The sequence below is a fragment of the Virgifigura deserti genome (assembly GCA_003576685.1).
In the GTDB taxonomy this organism is placed as follows: domain Bacteria; phylum Pseudomonadota; class Alphaproteobacteria; order Dongiales; family Dongiaceae; genus Virgifigura; species Virgifigura deserti.
Genome location: QOZR01000016.1, coordinates 53,152 through 70,879, shown reverse-complemented (window position 1 = coordinate 70,879; position 17,728 = coordinate 53,152). Strand labels below are relative to the sequence as shown.

The window sequence follows — 17,728 nt, the reverse complement described above, 5'->3', positions numbered from 1 at the left end:
ATGACCGATCGCTCCGTTTCCCCGCCCACCACCCTCGACCGTGCCTACGAATTTCTCGGCGGCGATATGGAGGAGCGTGGCTGCGCCGCGATTCCCGCGCAGGCCTGCACCGACGTTCCGCGCAACTTCCTTCTGAACGTCGCCAACGGCGCCGCGACCAAGCTGGCCGAGCAGCTCGCGAGCCCGGGGCTGGTGCTGCCCTGGCTGCTCTCGGCGATCGGCGCGCCGACCGGTCTTGTCGGCCTGCTGGTTCCGGCCAGGCAAGCTGGATCGCTCCTGCCGCAACTTGCGGTCGCCGGGCAGATCCGCCGGATCCGCCGCCGAAAATGGGTGTGGGTCGGGGCCGGTGCCATCCAGGCCGCGATGCTGCTGCTGATGGCGGTTGCGGCGCTGGCCCTGCCGCCGACCGCCGCCGGTCTCGCGATCGTCGCGTTTCTTTCCATCTTCAGCGTGGTAAGCGGCATGGGCTCGGTCGCGTTCCAGGACGTTGTTGGCAAGACCGTTCCACAGGGAAAGCGGGGGCGGCTGCTCGCACAGCGCGCCGCAATCGGCGGTGCCCTGACGCTCGCTGCGGCGATCCTCCTGAAGTCGGTCCTGTCCGACGAAGCGAGCGTCGGGTCCTATGCTCTTCTGCTCGCCGTTGCGGCGGCGCTCTGGGCCTTTGCCGCCATCGCATTTGCGGTCGTTATCGAGTTGCCCGGCGCGACCGAGGGGGGGCGCAGCATGATCCGCGAAGTGCGGAGCGGCTTCCGGCTCGTCCGCGACGTGCCGGGCTATCGGCGGTTTCTCGTCGCGCGGGCGCTGCTTGTCGCCGTCGAGGTGGCGACGCCATTCTTCGCGCTCCACGCCCAGGGGCTCAGCGACGAAAATCTTGGTGCGCTCGCGGCCTATATCTTCGCCTTGGGCCTGGCGGAGGTGCTGTCGAATCCGGTCTGGGGCGCCTTGGCGGACAAATCCAGCCGCCGGGTGATGGCGCTGTCCGGCCTCGTCGCGGCGGCGGCCGGTTTCTTTGCCCTTGGCCTGGCGCTCCTGCCGCCGGCCGCATGGAACCAGTATGTCTATGCACCGATTTTCATTCTGATCGGTGCAGCCCAGGCTGGTGTCCGGGTTGGACGCAAGACCTATCTCGTCGATGCTGCGCCCGAGCGCGACCGGCCGCTCTATGTCGCCTTCGCCAATAGCGCGGTCGGGGTCGTCACGCTGGCCGCCGGCGCGCTGGGCCTGCTCGCGGCGCTGATCGGCGTGCCGGCGCTGATCGCGCTCCTGGCGCTTCTGGCGCTCGCGGGCGCCGCTGCCGCCTGGGCGTTGCACGAGGCGGATCGGATGGTTATCGGCAAGGGTGCGAAACATTGAGGGGAGGCTTGCCATGTGCGGACGCTATACGCTGACCAAGTCCCCGTCGGCTTTGCAGGATATCTTCGACCTTAAGCGGCCATCGCTAAACCTGCCGCCGCGCTACAATCTTGCGCCTTCGCAGGATGCGCCGGTCGTGCGCCGGGACGCGGAGGAGAGGGAGGGCCGCGCGCTGGCGATGCTCCGCTGGGGGCTGGTGCCCTCCTGGTCGAAGGAGCCGAAGAGCGGCTACAGCATGATCAACGCCCGGGCCGAGACGGTGTCCGAGAAGCCGGCCTTCCGCCGCCTTCTCAAGTCGCATCGCTGCCTCGTGCCGGCGGACGGCTTCTATGAATGGCGGCCGGTCGGCAAGCACAAGCAGCCCTATCGCATCGCCATGAAGGAAGGCGCGCCCTTCGCCTTCGCCGGGCTGTGGGACCGCTGGCGCGGGGCGGAGGGCGAGACAATCGAGTCCTTCACAATCATCGTCACCGAGGCGAACGCGCTGGTCGGCCCGATCCACGACCGGATGCCGGTCATTCTCGATCCGGGCGATTACGCGCTGTGGCTCGGGGAAGGGGAGGCGGCGGTCGAGCCCGCGCTGGCCTTGCTGAAGCCCTATCACGCGGAGCCGATGACGGCCTATCCGGTCGATCCGCGCGTCAACAACCCCCGCAACGACGACGCGGAGCTGCTCGCTCCGCTCGACGACGGCCCCGCCGGCGATCTCTTTGCGGCAAGCCGGGGCTGACGGGTGTCCCGCACGCTCTATTGCGGTGATCCGCATGGGCACTGGGAGCCGGTCCTTCGGGCTGCGGAACGCTGCCGGCCGGACGCTGTCGTTCTGCTCGGCGATTACGATCTCGACCGGCCGCTTGATGTCGTGCTCCGGCCCGTCACGGCCGCCGGCACGACTGTCTACTGGATCGCCGGCAATCACGAGGGCAACTCCGACGCCTGGTACGACCATGCGTTCAATTCCGCGCTTGCGGACCGCAACCTGAACGCTCGTGTGGTCGAAACCGGCGGGGAAACCTGCGGGCCTGGGACGGTATGCCGGATCGCCGGTCTGGGTGGCGTATTCCGCTACAAGATCTGGCATCCGGATCAGGCGCCCGTCTGGCCGACACGGGCTGCTTTCCTGGAGTCGCTCACACCGCGCCAGCGCTGGCGGGACGGCCTGCCGCGGCGGCACCGAGTTTCGATCTGGCACGAGGATTACGCCATCCTGCTTCGACAGCAGGCCGACGTGCTCGTCAGCCATGAAGCGCCGACGACGATGCGGCGGTTCGGCCGTCCGCTGGGCTGGGCGGTGATCGACCGGCTGGCGGAGGCGATGGGGGTGAAGACCGTCTTCCATGGTCATCACCACAGCCACTACACCGCGCGCCTGCCGAGCGGCGCCACGGTCCACGGCGTCGGACTCGGCGCCGTCGTCGACGAGGCTGGCGAGACGATCGAGCCGCCGATCTGCAGGGCGCGGATAGGGGCTGTTAGGCACTCTTAATCGGGTGCCGATGAAAATCCGTTGCCGCGCCGGCGGAATCGCCGTACATGATCCGGGTCGCCTGGGCAGCCTGTCCGGGTGGCGAACGTTCTCGGGGCGGGGTGGAAGTCCCCACCGGCGGTGATTGCGAGAAATCGCATAAGCCCGCGAGCGCTCGCCGATCATCATCGGCGAGGTCAGCAGATTCGGTGCGACTCCGAAGCCGACGGTCACAGTCCGGATGGAAGAGAGCGGGATGTCTTCGGTTTGGCGATTCGCGTCGCCTTTCCAGAGCCCGTGCGCCCTGATTCTGGTCCTAAGTTACGAGGAAGCCGCCATGAATCAGCGCTATCCAGAAACGATCGATCCAACCGAACGCGCGACGCCGGGTGACGAGGCCGGTCGCGTCGCGTTCATACAATCCTGCTGGCACAAGGACATCGTCGATCAGTGTCGCCTGGCCTTCGTTGCCGAAATGGCGAAGCTCGGATGTCCGGAAAGCCGGATTGATTTCTTCGAGGTCCCCGGAGGATTCGAAATCCCCCTACACGCGAAGATTCTTGCGAAGAGCGGACGATATGCCGCCATCGTGGCGTCCGGCTTCATCGTCGACGGCGGCATTTATCGGCATGAGTTCGTGGCCGATGCGGTGATCAGTTCGCTGATGCGTGTTCAGCTCGAAACCGAGGTCCCGGTCATCTCGGCAGTCCTCACGCCGCAAAGCTTTCATGACCATGACGAGCACCGGAAATTCTTTCGCGAGCATTTCCTCGTGAAGGGCGCCGAAGCCGCGGCCGCATGCGCGAGCACCCTCAAGGCCATGAGCCGCTTGAAACAGCTCTGTGCGTAGGGCGCCGGTGATTTAACTACCGTCGCTTTGTCGCCATGACGCTGTAATGCGGAACGACATAGCGCAAGAGGCCCGTCAAGCCCAAGGCGTGGAGGGCGAGGCGCTTCCCGATCGAGTGATAATCGGGAGCGATTTTCCTCAATTCGCCGAGCATCCTGCCTTCCAGGCTCAGCAGATAATCGGGGGTCTGGTAGCCGGGGACGGGCCATCCGAGCGCGACGCTGTCGAAGCCCGCCTTGCGCATGAGCTTTCTGTATCCCCCACCGCTGTAGTTGATGATCCGGTAAGGCCGGCCCTTGACGGTCCGGGCGATCAGATCAGTGAGTGAGACCGGAAGGATCGGGGCGAAACGCAATCCGGAATGGTCTCGCTCACCCAGCCAATATTGCCATCCGAAGCGGTTCTTCGTGTGGATCAGCAAGCTGCCGCCGGGGCGCAGTATGCGGTGGAATTCCTTAAGGCATTTCTCGTGGGCCGCTTCGACCGTATCGTCCGGCAGACTCTGCGGCAGGTACTCCAGAACCCCGATCAGCAGGACGGCATCGAAATGGCTGTCGGGGAACGGCAGGTTCGCGGGATCGATGTGGCAGACCGGAACGATGTTGTCGAGGTTCTCCTCGCGTCGAATGACGTTGAGGAGGGACACGCGATCCTCCGATCCGTCCAGGGCGACGACTTCTTCGAAAGCCGTCGCAAGCGCCAGGGATACGCCGCCCAAGCCGCAGCCGAAGTCGAGAACCCGCCCATTCTTGACGGCTTTGAGCGGCTCTATGGAGTTGTACCGCCGGGGATCGGTCAGCAATTGAACGGCGCGCGGTCGCCTGGGGCGGATATAGCGCTCCAGGGCCGACTTCCAGCCATCGGTCTTCGCGAGCTTCAGCAGCTCCGCCATCTCCTCGGACGAGAATTCACCGTGAGAGCTCGTCCCGGTGGTGAATTTGAAAAGACCGTCCTCGACCGCGTAGGGGTGCCCGCAGGCAACGCATTCCAGGCGCGTCTCCTGTCTCGTAAGTTTTGCCTTGCAGCATGGGCTCGCAAACAGGTCGGTGGCTTTGTCGCTCAAGAAATCAATTCCTCATGGTTCTACGCACCGGCCGACCAGATAGGTTGCCCGGGCAGATCGCTGTTATGCGCAGGGGGAGCTACAGCTTGTCCAATATCTGCTCGAGTTGGGCCAAATGCCATCGGGACCGCGGACTCCCGTCAAGCGCCTTCGGGGATAGGTCCCCGGCGAAGGAGAAATGCCGCACGGCGGCGCATGCCAGGAACGACCGCTGATCGTGTGGCGGCCGGCTCGAATAGGCGGTCCAGAAGGTAGACTTCAAGCGGGATAGGAGGGGCCGAATCCAGTAGACCGGGCAGGTTCTTCTGAACAGGAAGTAACGGTCGAGCGCGGTGAGAATCGTCACGACGTCCCACCATGGAGACATCTCCGTCCACTCTTTTATTCCGAAATCGATGACGCAAAGTGTTCGCCCATCGGACAGTATGTTGCCTGGCGAGAAGTCGCTATGAGTGACGACGATGTCGTCGACGAGATCGCTTTCCACCAGCCCGAGCAGCCGTTGACGGCATAGCGCCGGGAGGTGGTCGAGCTGATCGCGCCTCTGTTCCAGATAGGCCATCAAGGGGCCGGATACGGAGCCGATGCGCCGTTCGGCACGGTGATAGTGTTTCAGCCAGATACCGGCCAGGCCCAGCCTCCGGGACAGGTCCCGATACCAGCGGAAGGGATCGGGAATGCCGCCCTCCGCCATCAGCGCCTCGAGGCTGCGGCCGGGATAAAGCCGGGCGATGGTCAGGTCGTATCCGGGTTCGTAGGCCAAGCCGGGCGATGCATGGAAAGGCTGGTCGAAGAAGAGCCTGTCCGCCCTCTGGCTTAGCCAAACCTGCCGTTCCGCGCGCTTCCCTGCCTGCTTCAGGATATGTGTCCGGCGCGAGCCGTTCTCCGAGATCGTCGCCGACCAGATCGTCGAATAGATCCGGCTCGTCTTCTCGATCGACACCGACGCCGAAGGCGAAAGAGCGCAATGATGCCGAAGCACCTCGCGAAGCTGCTCGTTCGTCAGGTCTGCGGCACCGCCGCCATCGCCATCACCGCGGGTAACGACGGAGGCATCCCTGCCTGACGAAAGCGGCACCTCAAGAGCCGCGTCTCCAGCTAGGCTCGGCGCTTGGAGCCGACTGCTGCGGGCGAGACCTCTATTCACCGGCCACCTCGCGCGCGGCACGCTCGCAGGCATACCAAACCATGAGCGTTTCGACGTCGGGCCATTCGGCGACCTTGTCGGCGCAGCGCCAACGGGCGATATATTCGAAGACGTTGTCGTATCCGGCCCGCTCGGCGTCCTTGGCTGCCGTCGACCAGATTTCAGGGGCGAAGCGGTTGAAGAGCCTCGAATGATTCGGGATCAGGCTCGCATAAGAGTCCATCCCGTCATTGACAATGCCGCAGGCATGGCTGCTCAAGTGGCGGTTGAACCAGTCCCGGAACGTCGCTGTGTAGAGCAGCATGGCCCTGCTTTCCGCCCCGCAAGCCCTTTATCCTGGCGTTTTCGGCCTCGTAGAACCCACCACCGTCGCATGCCGCGGTCATCTCTCCGTTAACATATGTTAAGATTTTTTTTAGAATCGATGACCGAATTGTGTCATTATTGTTACATGGCGTTATTCTTCCGTCCACGAGAAAAATCGAGTCGCTCGCCGCAACGGCCATATCCTCATCGGGCGTGGGGATGTATTCCGAAGAACTGAGGGGGGCGCATTTTTTGCCCGGCGGAGGTGATTACAATTAATATTCCGGGATGGAGTCGGCCGGGAACTAAATCCGCTACCGAAAACCGAGTGCCTTCAACGCGCGAATCGAGTGTTCGGCGCTGACGTGGAGGATGAAGATGCCGCCGGCGCGCTCCCAGGGCTCGCGAATGCTCGCCCGATCGTCGACCAGGACGTGGCTCGGGCCGGAGAAGTTGTGCTTATCGCGGCTCATGCAGGTGATCACCCGGACCTCCGCTCCGAGCATGCGGGCGACCCAGCGGCGCTTCTGGTCCGGCGCCCAGTTGCCGAGCGGGAGGCCGGTCAGGATCGTCGGGTGATAGGGGCGGCAGAACGCCCAAAGGATCTCGGCGTCATGCATCATCTCGAGCGTGCCGTAGAAGTCCGGCGCCTGCGCCAGGGCGCGCCACATCTGCTTCAGCGGAAGCTGCTCCGGCCGCTTGCCGGTCACGGCCTTCACGCCGCGGTCGAAATCGGCGAGAACGCCGTCCAGGTCGAGGAACAGCTTCATCGACGCCGGCTTGACCATCACACCGACAGGACTCCACTACAATAGCGCTCCCCGGGAGTAACGTCGCGCTCACGATTTGGTGCCGAGAAGGTCTCGGCGGTCACCCGCTTTCCTGTCAATTGGTGGGGAAATCGGTTCGTGGGGTTCCCGATCGGTCTCGTTCGGGTTATCGTCATGGCCGCTACGGCGCGACATCCGGGAAATATCAGTAAAGAGGGAACGGATGTATAAGAAGATCATGGTGCCCGTGGACTTGGCGTATGTCGATCGGCTGGAGAAGGCGCTGGCCAGCGCGGCCGATCTCTCCAAGTCCTACGGACTCCCGGTGTGCTATGTCGGCGTCACCACGGCGACGCCCAGCGAGGTCGCGCGCACGCCGCAGGAGTATGCCAGGAAGCTTGATGCGTTCGCTGCGGAGGAGGCTAGGAGCCGCGGCCTGAACGGCCACGAGGCGAAGGCCTATACGAGCCATGACCCGGCCGTGGACCTGGATGAAAAGCTGCTCGCGGCGATCAAGGACGTTGGCGCCGACCTCGTGGTGATGGCGTCGCACATCCCCGGTCTGCCCGAGCACATCTTCGCTTCGAACGCCGGCACAGTGGCGATGCACGCCGACGTGTCGGTATTCGTTGTCCGCTAGGCGCGCGTAATCGGATCGGTCCCGGCGACCGATCGAACGACGGCATAACCAACGAACGTGGGACCAACGAACTTGGGGGGAAATTATGAGTGATACAGGTGGGGCAGTTACTCCGGAAGGCGAGTCCGCGGTCGTACAGACCGACTACGTCGTCGGCCAGGACAACATTCGAGCGAAGCTCGGGCCGTTCGGACTCGACATTCACAACCCGGTTTTCTTGATCTCGGGCCTCGTCATCGTGGCCTTTGTCTTCTACACGCTAGCGCTGCCCGAGCAGGCCGCCGCGATCTTCGGCTGGCTACTGCCGGCCGTGACCTCGACCTTCGATTGGTTCTTTCTGCTGGCCGCTAATATCTTCGTGCTGGTCGCGATCGGCATCATGATCTCGCCGCTCGGCCGCGTGCGCATCGGCGGCACGGAGGCCACGCCCGACTATTCCTACGCCGGTTGGTTCTCCATGCTGTTTGCGGCGGGCATGGGCATCGGCCTGATGTTCTTCGGCGTCTCCGAGCCGATCTCGCACTATACTTCCTCCATGGCGGCGGACGCGGGAGCACCGGAGAGTTGGGCGCCGCTCGCCGGGGCGGCCGGCAACGAGCTGGAGGCCCGGCGCCTGGGCATGGCAGCGACGATCTTCCACTGGGGCCTGCATCCTTGGGCGATCTATGCCGTGGTCGCGCTGTCGCTGGCGCTCTTCTCCTACAACAAGGGCCTGCCGCTGAGCATCCGCTCCATATTCTACCCGCTGTTCGGAGACCGCGTGTGGGGCTGGACCGGCCACATCATCGACACATTGGCGGTCTTCGCCACGCTGTTCGGCCTGGCCACCTCGCTTGGCTTGGGCGCGGAGCAGGCCAACGCCGGTCTGCAGTATCTGTTCGGCATCCCGGTGAGCGATGTTTCGAAGGTGCTGCTGATCTCCGGCATCACCGGGATCGCGCTGATCTCGGTCGTCGCCGGTCTGGACGCGGGCGTCAAGCGCCTGTCCGAGATCAACATGGTACTGGCCGCCCTGCTGCTCCTGTTCATCATCCTGTTCGGGCCGACGCTCGCGATCGTCACTGGCTTCTTCGGTAATCTGGTCGCCTACGCCGAGTACCTGCCGGCGCTCTCCAATCCGTTCGGGCGCTCGGACGAGAACTTCAGCCAGGGCTGGACCTCCTTCTACTGGGCTTGGTGGATCTCCTGGTCGCCCTTCGTCGGCATGTTCATCGCCCGGGTCAGCCGCGGCCGCACCGTGCGCGAGTTCCTCATCTCCGTGCTGCTGATCCCGTCCATCGTGTCCGTGCTCTGGATGACCGCCTTCGGCGGCACCGCGATCACCCTGGTGAACGAGGGCTACACCCAGATCGCCGATGCAGCCCTGGAGCTCCAACTGTTCACCATGCTGGAGCAGCTCCCGATAGCGGCGATCAGCTCCTTCATCGGCATCGTGCTGGTGATCGTGTTTTTCGTCACCTCTTCGGACTCCGGCTCGCTGGTGATCGACACGATCACCGCCGGCGGCAAGGTCGACGCCCCGGTCGCCCAGCGCGTCTTCTGGGCGACCTTCGAGGGCTTGGTGGCGATCGCCCTGCTGCTCGGCGGCGGCCTGGCAGCGCTGCAGGCGGCCTCGGTATCGACCGGGCTGCCCTTCACCGTGGTTCTGCTGCTCGGCTGCGTCGCGCTGGTCAAGGGTCTGCTCGCGGAGCCTAGGAGCAAATAGCTTTATCGGAGAGCTCCGCGACGACCTCCCCGGTGGGTCATGCCGCCCCTGACTGCTCGTCACGCAGTTGTGGGCGTCGGCTCACCGGCGGGGCCGGCTCACTGGGGCTTTGCCTCGCCGTCGGGTTCTGTATGCTCGGTAAACCGCATGCGAAATCCGGGAGGTCGGAATGTCGAAGGACCAGACGAGGGATCTACCGGGCCGGCGCGTTATCGAGACCGGGACGGCCCAGTTTCTGCCCTATGATTTGGATGGGCCGCAGCAGCCGGAGATGGGCTGGCTGCCGATCAGCTATGACCGGGCGAGCGGCAACGGCTGCTATCTGATGCGCATGGAGCCGGGGGCGGTCACCATTCCCCACGATCATCCGGGGGTCGAGGATTTTTTGATCCTCGAGGGGGAACTTACCGATAGCGACGGGCGTGTATTCAAGGTCGGAGACTTCGTCAGCTATGCGGCGGGCACGCGGCACAATTCCTGGACCGGCCCAGGGTGCCTCATCGCCGTTTTCGAATGGGGCAAGCCCGCCAACCCGAAATAGATACCACTGGCAAGATATTCGCCTGTCACAGGAGCAGAAGTGCGTTGGAAGCGTTTGCTTCTCCGGCGCCGAAGCGATAATGACCGGATTTCCTCCGGTACTTCCTCGGTTCTGCCGGGGTCGGGCATCGGACGACAGGCTAAAGAGAGCACGCGGAGACGCAATGGACCATCTCGACCAGCTCGAATCGCAAAGCGTTTACATCCTGCGCGAAGCCTTCAATCGCATCGACAAGCTGGCGATGCTGTGGTCGCTGGGGAAAGACAGCAATGTCATGATCTGGCTGGCCCGCAAGGCCTTCCTCGGCCATGTGCCGTTCCCGGTCATGCATATCGATACCGGCAAGAAGTTCCCGGAAATGTACGCGTTCCGCGACCGCTATGCCGTCGAGTGGAACCTCAACCTGGTGCTCGAGGACTGCCCGCCGGTGGAGGAGGTCGATCCGACGCTGCCGCCCAACGCCCGCTCCGCGGCACGCAAGACCCTGGGCCTGCGCAACGCGATCGCCGGGCATAAGCTGACCGGCGTGATCGCCGGCATCCGCCGCGACGAGGAGAGCGTGCGGGCGAAGGAACGCGTCTTCAGTCCGCGCGGCGATACGGGCCAGTGGGACTTCCGCGATCAGCCGCCGGAGTTCTGGGACCACTTCAACACCGACCTGCCGCCGGGCACGCATTTGCGCGTGCATCCGCTGCTGCATTGGACCGAGATCGACATCTGGCGTTACATCGAGCGCGAAGGGATTCCCGTGGTCGACCTCTATTTCGCCAAGAACGGCAAGCGCTATCGCTCGCTCGGCGACAGCGACATCACCTTTCCGATCGACAGCGATGCCGCGACGCTGGAGGCGATCATCACCGAGCTCGAGGTGACACGGGCGCCGGAGCGCGCCGGCCGGGCCATGGATCGGGAAACCGAGGACGCCTTCGAGCGGCTGCGCGCTGCGGGGTACATGTAATGTCGAGCCGGGCCGTCTCTCCCGCCACGGATCTGCTCCGGGAGCAGCTCCGCATCGTCATCGTCGGCCATGTCGATCATGGCAAATCGACGCTGGTCGGCCGCCTGTTCCACGATACCGGGTCGCTGCCCGACGGCAAGCTCGACGCCATCAAGGCGATGTGCGAGCGGCGCGGCATGCCGTTCGAATGGGCCTTCCTGATGGACGCGTTCCAGTCGGAGCGCGACCAGGGCATCACCATCGACACGGCGCAGATCTGGTTCAAGACCAAGAAGCGCGACTACGTCATCATCGACGCGCCCGGCCATCGCGAGTTCATCAAGAACATGATCACCGGGGCGGCGAGCGCGGAGGCGGCGGTCCTGCTGATCGATGCCGGGCACGGCGTGCAGCAGCAGTCGCGGCTGCATGGTTTTCTTCTGCATCTGCTCGGCATTCGTCAACTGGTCGTTCTCGTCAACAAGATGGACCTGGTGGAATATTCGGGGGCGCGCTTTGCCGCGATCCGCCGGGAGTTCTCCGACTATCTCGAGGGCATCGGCGTCACGCCCAGCTACTTCATCCCGATCGCGGCGCGCGGCGGCGACAACATCGTCGAGCGGTCCGCCTTGATGCCGTGGTACGAAGGCCCGACCCTGATCGAGGCGCTGGACAATTTTCAGCCGGCCGCGCGCCTGACGGATCTGCCGCTCCGGCTGCCGCTCCAGGACATCTATAAATTCGACGACCGGCGTATCCTGGTCGGGCGGGTCGAGAGCGGCCGTCTCTCGGTAGGCGACAAGCTCCTGTTCTCGCCCAGCAACAAGACGGCGCGCATCGCCAGCATCGAGAGCTGGAACAGCCCGGCGCCGGTCTTGGAAGCCCATGCCGGACAGTCGATCGGCATCACGCTCGACGACCAGCTCTTCCTCGAGCGTGGCGAGATCGCCAGCCTCGAGCAGGATCCGCCGGTCGAGACCAACGTCTTTCGCGGCCGGCTCTTCTGGCTTGGCCACGAGCCGCTGCAGGTCGGCAACAGCTATCTGCTGAAGCTTGCGACGCGTGAGGCGCGGGTCACGGTCCAGGCGATCGAGCGCGTCTTCGATGCCGACGACCTGTCGGCCAAGCCGGCGGTCGAGGTGCCGCGGCATGGTGTCGCCGACGTGATTCTGCGCAGCCTGCCGTTGCTCGCGCTGGACGAGGGACGTCACATCGCCCGCACCGGGCGTTTCGTGCTCGGCGACGGGACCAACATCGTCGCTGGCGGCATCATCGACATGGAAGGCTATCCCGACCAGCGGGAGCTGGTCACCAAGCGGTCGAGCAACATCCACAAGGTCGAGCACGGCGTCCTGGCGGACGCGCGGGCGGAGCGCAACGGCCACCGCGGCGGCATTCTCTGGTTCACCGGCCTGTCCGGGGCCGGCAAGTCGACCCTCGCGATGGCGGTCGAGCAGGAGCTGTTCCGGAAGGGATACCAGGTCTACGTCCTTGACGGCGACAATGTCCGCTACGGGCTGAACGCCAATCTGGGTTTCTCGCCGGATGACCGTGCGGAGAATATTCGCCGTGTCGGCGAGGTGGCCGCTCTCTTCGCCGATGCCGGGATGATCGTCATCACCGCCTTCATCTCTCCCTATCGCGCCGATCGCCAGCGTGCCCGGGAGGCGGCGAAGGGCGGGCTGCACGAGATCTACATCCAGGCCGATGTGGAGACCTGCGAGCAGCGTGACCCGAAGGGGCTCTACAAGAAAGCGCGCAGCGGTGAGATCGCCGAGTTCACCGGCATCTCGGCGCCATACGAGCCGCCCGAATCCGCCGAGCTCATCGTCGATACGGGTGCCATGTCGGTGGAGCAGAGCCTCGCGACAATTCTCCACTATATTGAGGAGAATTTTTCTCTGTTGAAAGTAAATCACGGCAACGGAGCTTGATTTTGTCGGGGCTCTACGCCTCGGCAGAAGAATATTAGCGAGGCTTGCAGGAGAGATTTTCGACCATTATCGGTCCTGATAACGAATCGTACAGCATTTGCCTTTAGCATCCCGCGCTACAGTCGGAACCTGACTTCCGCACGATGATGTCCGCTTTATCGGACATGCGGAGGCGGTCCCGGTCACTGCGGCGCGGGGCACCGTCGGGTCCCCAACGCGCCGTGTCTGGCGCGCTGAATTGGATGAGTTGGGGGCAGAATGCGGCGGGCGCTTCGAACGGCATGGGGGCGATTTGTTGCGGTCTTGCGCCGACTGTTCCGGCGGCGCGAGTTCGTCGTCAGATCCGATGGCCAGTTGCGCTATGTCGTCCTGTCGACGACACATCAGGCGGCGATGGCCAGCATCGGCGTCGCGCTTACCGGCTGGCTCGTCTACAGCTCAGGCAGTCTCCTGCTGCGCCAGATCCAGCTGTCGGAGATCCGCCAAGCGAAGGCCAGCTATCTGAATCTGCTGGCCGACGTCAGCGCGTCCGATGAGGCATTCGCGGTCCTTTCGGGCGAGTCCACACCCGGCGAATTGGTGCTGCCAGAGCTGTCCCCGCGGGAGGACGGCGCAACGGTCGACATCGCTTCGGCCGAGGAAGCGATTCAGCGGTCCGAGGCCGAACGGACCCGCATTGCCACCGGCCGCGAGGCGCTTCAGGCGGATCTCCGCCGCTTTGGTGCCGATCTGCAGACCATCACAGACCATAACCGTGAGCTGAAGGACAACATCGCCGCGCTGAAGCAGGAGCTCCAGACGGTGGTCGGCGAAAAGGCGCAGGTCGTCGCAACCCGCGAACAGCTGTCCGCGGAACTCAAAGGGGCCGAGGCAGAGCTGGCGCAGGCGACCGAACGCTACGGCTTTCTTGCGTCGAACCTGCAGACCCTCGAAGAGCGCCTCGCCGCGTTGGATTCGGGCAGCGCCAACGGCAAGGCGGTGCTCAACTGGCAGATCGCCAGCCTGAAGCAGCAGCTCTCGGACGCTCGGAATGATGAAGCGACGCTTGAGAACCGCGTGCGGTCGATCGTCGGTTCCCTGTCCGGCGTGATCGGCGAGCGCGATACGCTGCAGACGGCGCGGGCGGAGCTGAGAGAGCAGGTGGAGGACGTCGAGGAGCGGCTAGAAACCTTGCAGGAGTCGCAGGACGCCATCGTCCAGAGCTTGGTGGACCGCGCCCGCGGCGGCGTCGACGAGGTCGAGAAAACCGTCGCCATGACCGGCCTCGATGTCGAGATGCTTTTATCCCGGACCGAGAATGAGCAACAGGGCACCGGCGGGCCGTTCATTCCCCTCGATCAGCAGGTTGGTAACGAGATCCTGCTGGCCAGTGTCGCCGACCTCGACGATACCGTACAGCGTTGGGAGCGGCTGCAAGCCATCCTGCGGACCCTGCCGCTGACGTCTCCAGTCGACTCTTACTGGGTCGCCAGCCTGTTCGGCCCGCGCAAGGACCCGGTGACCGGCAGGCGAGCGATGCATGAGGGCGTCGATTTGTCGGGCCCGATGAAGGCGCCGGTCCTCAGCCCGGGGCCCGGCCGAGTTACGTTCGCCGGCCGCAACGGAGGCTATGGTCGGATGGTCGAGATCGACCATGGCCTCGGCATCACGACGCGCTACGGGCATCTGCATTCCATCTCTGTCTCCGTCGGAGACATGGTGGACTACCGCGACAGGATCGGCCTGTTGGGCAGCAGCGGTCGCAGCACCGGGCCGCATGTGCACTACGAGATTCGCGTCGACGACAAACCTACGGATCCCATGAACTTTCTCAAGGCAGGTCGCTATGTTTTCAAAGGCTAAGACCAAGACGGCACCGACGACTGGACCCAAGATGTCGGAGACGCCGCGGGCGGTGCCCAAGAACGCGATGCCCTCGATCATCAGTGCCGACCTGACGATCACGGGCGATCTGATGAGCATCGGCGATATTCAGGTCGAGGGCACCGTCGAGGGCGACATTGAGAGCCGGACCTTGACGATCGGCGAGGCGGCGCAGGTACGCGGCGCAATCACCGGCGAGACGATACGCGTCTGCGGCTCGGTGACGGGACAGATCAAGGGCACGTCGGTGACATTGGCGAAGACCGCCAAGGTGAACGGCGACATTCTGCACCAAAGCCTATCGATCGAAGACGGCGCCTTCCTCGACGGACACTGCCGGAGGATGGAGCAGAGCGCGCCCGGCGCTGATTCGAACATCGCGTCGGTCAAGGACCGAAGCGCAACTCCGGCGCCAGCGGCCAAATCGGAGTCCAAACCCTCGAACGCGGATTCCGGAGCTTCCTACGCGAGTCCTCTGACCGCGACGCGGAACGAAGGAGCGGCCCGCGCAGCGGGAGCATAAGGAAACACCGCTGGCGGCGCGCGGACGGATCAGGACCGTTCGTCCGCCGCGAGCACCCGGCAGAACGTCTCCGGGTCGACATTCCCGCCGGAGCAGATGACCGCGACGGTGCGGTCGCGGCAGTCGAGCCGGCCGGCCAGCACCGCCGCCAGCGCGACTGCGCCGCCGGGCTCGACGACCAGCTTCAGCACCCGGAAGGCGAAGGCCATGGCCTGCGCCACCTCCGCATCGCTGACCGCGAAACCGCCGGCCACCAAGCGATCATTGACCGGAAAGGTCAACGCACCCGGCATCGGCGCCATCAGTGCGTCGCAAAATGAGCGAGCACCGGCATCGTTCGACAGTCGCCGATGGGTCTCCAAAGACCGCCGCGTATCGTCGAAGCCCTCCGGTTCGACCACATAGACGCGAGTCGCCGGACTCTTGGCCTCCAGAGCCAGTGCGCAGCCCGCCGTCAGCCCGCCGCCGCCGCAGGGGATCAGCAGGGCGTCGAGGGTCAGGCCGCGATCGGCCGCCTGGTCGGCAAGCTCGTCGCCGATGGTGCCCTGTCCGGCGATGACGTCGTGATCGTCATAGGGGCGCACCAGCACGCCGCCGCGCTCGGCGACGATCGCTTCGGCGATTGCTTCCCGGCTTTCGCCGTGGCGGTCATAGGTCACCACCTCGGCCCCATAGGCCCGCGTGTTGGCGAGCTTGATGGCGGGCGCGTCGGCGGGCATCACGATGACCGCCGGAAAGCCGCGCAGGGCGGCCGCCGCGGCGACGCCCTGCGCATGGTTGCCGGAGGAATAGGCGACGATCGCGCCGGGCTTCTCCGGCGCCTCGGCAAGGCGGCTGATCTTGTTGAAGGCGCCGCGGAACTTGAACGAGCCGGTGCGCTGCAACGTTTCGGGCTTGATCAGGATTCGGCCGCCGGTTCGGGCATTGAGCTCGGGAGACTCCAGCAGGGGCGTTCGGACAGCATGGTCGGCGATCCGCCGCGCCGCCGCTTCGATCTGCGCCACATCCGGGGGAGTATCATAGGGAGTCGAGAAAGCCATCGATTGCCTCGCATGCCGGCGGTTCATCGAGCAGGGGAACATGCCCCACCTTCGGGACGGTGATCCGGATCAGGTCGGGATGCTCGCGGCCCATGCGCTCGAACGTATCCGGCGCGAGGACGTCGGACAACTCTCCGCGCAGTGCCAGGACCGGAAACGGGCGCAGTGCGCCGAACAGCGGCCAGAGATCCGGCCTTGCCCGATGCGACCGGCGCAGCGGCCTCGCCAACGCAGGGTCCCAGTTGAAGTGCAGCAGGCCGTCCTCGCCTTCCCGGAATGTCGCCCGTGCAAAGCGCAGCCATTTGGCCGGCGTGTCCGGCGGGGCGTGGGGGAACAGGACCTTGAGATGCGCGACCGCCGTGTCCCAGTCCGGCTGCGGCGCGTCGTGGCCGATATAGTTCAGGATCCGGACGAGCCCGTCGCCCTGGATATCCGGGCCGACATCGTTGAGCACGATGCCGGCAAGCGTCGTCGGGCGGGCGACCGCGAGCCCCATGGCGAGAAGCCCACCCAGGGAGGCGCCGACGACGACGACCGAGTGAATGTTGCACAGGGCCAGAAGATGGGCGATGTCGTTGATGTAGGTCTTCGGCTCATAGTTGCGCCAGTTCTGGTCATAGGCCGATCTGCCGCGACCACGATAATCGGGGCAGATCACCCGCCGCGTGCGCGCCAACCTCGTGGCGAAGTCATGGAAATCGGCCGCGTTGCGGGTCAGGCCGCTGAGACACAGAACCGGATGCCGCGGCGACAGAGGATCGCCATAGTCGCGGAAATAGAGCCGCAGCCCGTCCTGCGACCGGTAGTGGCGCTCCCGAAATTCCCCTGGCTCGGTTTGCTCCGTCACGACGGGTGCTCCCGCCGGCCAAGCAGGGGCGGGAGCTCGGAGAGTTCTGTCAGCGTCGCCTCCGGCGGTACCGGTAGGCGCTCCGGAACCTGGCCGAAGCGGTTGATCCAGCAGACGCGAAAGCCGAAATGGGCCGCCCCGGCGGCATCCCAGCCGTTGGAGCTGACGAAGCAGATGCGCGCGGCCGGCAGGCCGAGCCGGTCGACGGCCAGCTGGTAGACCGAAGGGTGCGGTTTGTAGATGCCGACCTCCTCTACCGAGAGGACGTGGTCGAGCAGCGGTCCGAGCGCCGCCCGGTCGACAGCGGTCGACAGCATCTCGGGCGAGCCGTTCGACAGAAGGGCGGTCTTGAAGCCGCGGTCCTTCAGCCTGGCGAGAGTCGGGTGCGCTTCCGGGTAGGGGTCGAGGATGCGGTAGATCTCCAGCAGCCGGCCGCGCAAGGCTCGATCCTCGATCCCGACCTGCGCGAGCGCATAATCGAGACTGTCCCGGGTCACCCGCCAGAAATCGGCGTGGCTGCCCATAAGGCTTCGCAGCCAGGTATATTCGAGCTGCTTCTGCCGCCAGACCATCGACAGCGCGGCAGCCTTCTCGCCCAGGGCGTCGCTGCAGCGCGCCGCCGCCGAATGAACGTCGAGCAGCGTCCCATAGGCATCGAACACGCAGGCGTCGATCGGGTACAGAACGGTATCGGCCATATCCAAGCCTCCTGAGGCCGGACCTTCCGAATGGAGATGGAGCCGG

The 17,728-nt window shown here is 64.9% G+C and carries 18 protein-coding genes and 1 riboswitch; of the genes, 11 read left to right on the top strand and 7 right to left on the bottom strand.

Annotated features, from left to right (window positions below; all coding sequences use genetic code 11):
- The 4 genes from DT069_RS22230 (at nt 1) to DT069_RS22215 (ending at nt 3,668) form a co-directional block, all read left to right on the top strand.
- Entirely contained in the window at nt 1-1,353 is a 1,353-nt protein-coding gene (locus DT069_RS22230) for an MFS transporter (protein ID WP_119462529.1), read from the top strand.
- 13 nt (nt 1,354-1,366) lie between these two features.
- Nucleotides 1,367-2,083 (top strand): SOS response-associated peptidase, encoded by a 717-nt coding sequence (locus DT069_RS22225; protein ID WP_119462528.1) that lies wholly within the window; start codon nt 1,367-1,369, stop codon nt 2,081-2,083.
- A gap of 3 nt (nt 2,084-2,086) precedes the next feature.
- Nucleotides 2,087-2,839: a metallophosphoesterase family protein gene (locus tag DT069_RS22220; protein ID WP_119462527.1), complete on the top strand. Its 753-nt coding sequence runs from the start codon at nt 2,087-2,089 to the stop codon at nt 2,837-2,839.
- Nucleotides 2,840-2,922: 83 nt separating this feature from the next.
- Nucleotides 2,923-3,075, top strand: a riboswitch (FMN riboswitch).
- An 80-nt stretch (nt 3,076-3,155) separates the two neighbouring features.
- Complete coding sequence (locus tag DT069_RS22215) at nt 3,156-3,668, top strand: 6,7-dimethyl-8-ribityllumazine synthase (RefSeq protein ID WP_119462564.1); 513 nt, start codon at nt 3,156-3,158, stop codon at nt 3,666-3,668.
- A gap of 16 nt (nt 3,669-3,684) precedes the next feature.
- Here the strand turns inward: DT069_RS22215 and DT069_RS22210 are convergent, their stop codons facing one another.
- From DT069_RS22210 to DT069_RS22200, 4 genes are all read right to left on the bottom strand, one after another.
- A complete protein-coding gene (locus DT069_RS22210; RefSeq protein WP_162913361.1) occupies nt 3,685-4,731 on the bottom strand; it encodes a class I SAM-dependent methyltransferase in 1,047 nt (348 codons plus the stop codon).
- Nucleotides 4,732-4,810: 79 nt separating this feature from the next.
- Complete coding sequence (locus DT069_RS22205; protein ID WP_162913360.1) at nt 4,811-5,809, bottom strand: phosphotransferase; 999 nt, start codon at nt 5,807-5,809, stop codon at nt 4,811-4,813.
- Nucleotides 5,810-5,870: 61 nt separating this feature from the next.
- On the bottom strand, nt 5,871-6,182 hold the full coding sequence (locus DT069_RS24750; RefSeq protein ID WP_162913359.1) for a hypothetical protein: 312 nt from the start codon (nt 6,180-6,182) through the stop codon (nt 5,871-5,873).
- 316 nt (nt 6,183-6,498) lie between these two features.
- Nucleotides 6,499-6,972 (bottom strand): hypothetical protein, encoded by a 474-nt coding sequence (locus tag DT069_RS22200; protein WP_425450473.1) that lies wholly within the window; start codon nt 6,970-6,972, stop codon nt 6,499-6,501.
- A gap of 205 nt (nt 6,973-7,177) precedes the next feature.
- Between DT069_RS22200 and DT069_RS22195 the strand changes: the two genes are divergently transcribed.
- From DT069_RS22195 to DT069_RS22165, 7 genes are all read left to right on the top strand, one after another.
- Complete coding sequence (locus DT069_RS22195; protein ID WP_119462524.1) at nt 7,178-7,594, top strand: universal stress protein; 417 nt, start codon at nt 7,178-7,180, stop codon at nt 7,592-7,594.
- Between the two features lie 85 nt (nt 7,595-7,679).
- Entirely contained in the window at nt 7,680-9,299 is a 1,620-nt protein-coding gene (locus DT069_RS22190; protein ID WP_119462523.1) for a BCCT family transporter, read from the top strand.
- 169 nt (nt 9,300-9,468) lie between these two features.
- Nucleotides 9,469-9,840 (top strand): cupin domain-containing protein, encoded by a 372-nt coding sequence (locus tag DT069_RS22185; protein ID WP_425450467.1) that lies wholly within the window; start codon nt 9,469-9,471, stop codon nt 9,838-9,840.
- 163 nt (nt 9,841-10,003) lie between these two features.
- Complete coding sequence (gene cysD, locus DT069_RS22180; RefSeq protein ID WP_119462522.1) at nt 10,004-10,798, top strand: sulfate adenylyltransferase subunit CysD; 795 nt, start codon at nt 10,004-10,006, stop codon at nt 10,796-10,798.
- Entirely contained in the window at nt 10,798-12,711 is a 1,914-nt protein-coding gene (cysC, locus tag DT069_RS22175) for an adenylyl-sulfate kinase (RefSeq protein WP_425450466.1), read from the top strand. Before cysD ends, cysC begins: the two co-directional genes overlap by 1 nt.
- 303 nt (nt 12,712-13,014) lie before the next feature.
- Nucleotides 13,015-14,553: a peptidoglycan DD-metalloendopeptidase family protein gene (locus tag DT069_RS22170; protein ID WP_162913358.1), complete on the top strand. Its 1,539-nt coding sequence runs from the start codon at nt 13,015-13,017 to the stop codon at nt 14,551-14,553.
- Between the two features lie 31 nt (nt 14,554-14,584).
- On the top strand, nt 14,585-15,097 hold the full coding sequence (locus tag DT069_RS22165) for a bactofilin family protein (RefSeq protein ID WP_119462520.1): 513 nt from the start codon (nt 14,585-14,587) through the stop codon (nt 15,095-15,097).
- Nucleotides 15,098-15,126: 29 nt separating this feature from the next.
- Here DT069_RS22165 and DT069_RS22160 read toward each other — a convergent pair whose 3' ends face one another.
- The 3 genes from DT069_RS22160 to DT069_RS22150 are packed head-to-tail and all read right to left on the bottom strand — an operon-like array spanning nt 15,127 to nt 17,682.
- Entirely contained in the window at nt 15,127-16,137 is a 1,011-nt protein-coding gene (locus tag DT069_RS22160; RefSeq protein WP_425450465.1) for a threonine ammonia-lyase, read from the bottom strand.
- The gene (locus DT069_RS22155) at nt 16,115-16,984 is read right to left on the bottom strand and encodes an alpha/beta fold hydrolase (RefSeq protein ID WP_162913357.1); all 870 of its coding nucleotides are present in this window, start codon (nt 16,982-16,984) and stop codon (nt 16,115-16,117) included. The genes DT069_RS22160 and DT069_RS22155 overlap by 23 nt, the downstream gene beginning before the upstream one ends.
- On the bottom strand, nt 16,981-17,682 hold the full coding sequence (locus tag DT069_RS22150; protein ID WP_119462519.1) for a haloacid dehalogenase type II: 702 nt from the start codon (nt 17,680-17,682) through the stop codon (nt 16,981-16,983). Before DT069_RS22150 ends, DT069_RS22155 begins: the two co-directional genes overlap by 4 nt.
- Between the last annotated feature and the right edge of the window lie 46 nt (nt 17,683-17,728).

Bases quoted from the DNA above. Each gene is read 5' to 3' on its own strand.
- DT069_RS22230 (WP_119462529.1), top strand. From the start codon at position 1: ATGACCGATCGCTCCGTTTCCCCGCCCACCACCCTCGACCGTGCCTAC.
- DT069_RS22225 (WP_119462528.1), top strand. From the start codon at position 1,367: ATGTGCGGACGCTATACGCTGACCAAGTCCCCGTCGGCTTTGCAGGAT.
- DT069_RS22215 (WP_119462564.1), top strand. From the start codon at position 3,156: ATGAATCAGCGCTATCCAGAAACGATCGATCCAACCGAACGCGCGACG.
- DT069_RS24750 (WP_162913359.1), bottom strand. From the start codon at position 6,182: ATGCTGCTCTACACAGCGACGTTCCGGGACTGGTTCAACCGCCACTTG.
- DT069_RS22200 (WP_425450473.1), bottom strand. From the start codon at position 6,972: ATGGTCAAGCCGGCGTCGATGAAGCTGTTCCTCGACCTGGACGGCGTT.
- DT069_RS22195 (WP_119462524.1), top strand. From the start codon at position 7,178: ATGTATAAGAAGATCATGGTGCCCGTGGACTTGGCGTATGTCGATCGG.
- DT069_RS22190 (WP_119462523.1), top strand. From the start codon at position 7,680: ATGAGTGATACAGGTGGGGCAGTTACTCCGGAAGGCGAGTCCGCGGTC.
- DT069_RS22185 (WP_425450467.1), top strand. From the start codon at position 9,469: ATGTCGAAGGACCAGACGAGGGATCTACCGGGCCGGCGCGTTATCGAG.
- cysD (WP_119462522.1), top strand. From the start codon at position 10,004: ATGGACCATCTCGACCAGCTCGAATCGCAAAGCGTTTACATCCTGCGC.
- cysC (WP_425450466.1), top strand. From the start codon at position 10,798: ATGTCGAGCCGGGCCGTCTCTCCCGCCACGGATCTGCTCCGGGAGCAG.
- DT069_RS22165 (WP_119462520.1), top strand. From the start codon at position 14,585: ATGTCGGAGACGCCGCGGGCGGTGCCCAAGAACGCGATGCCCTCGATC.
- DT069_RS22160 (WP_425450465.1), bottom strand. From the start codon at position 16,137: ATGGCTTTCTCGACTCCCTATGATACTCCCCCGGATGTGGCGCAGATC.
- DT069_RS22150 (WP_119462519.1), bottom strand. From the start codon at position 17,682: ATGGCCGATACCGTTCTGTACCCGATCGACGCCTGCGTGTTCGATGCC.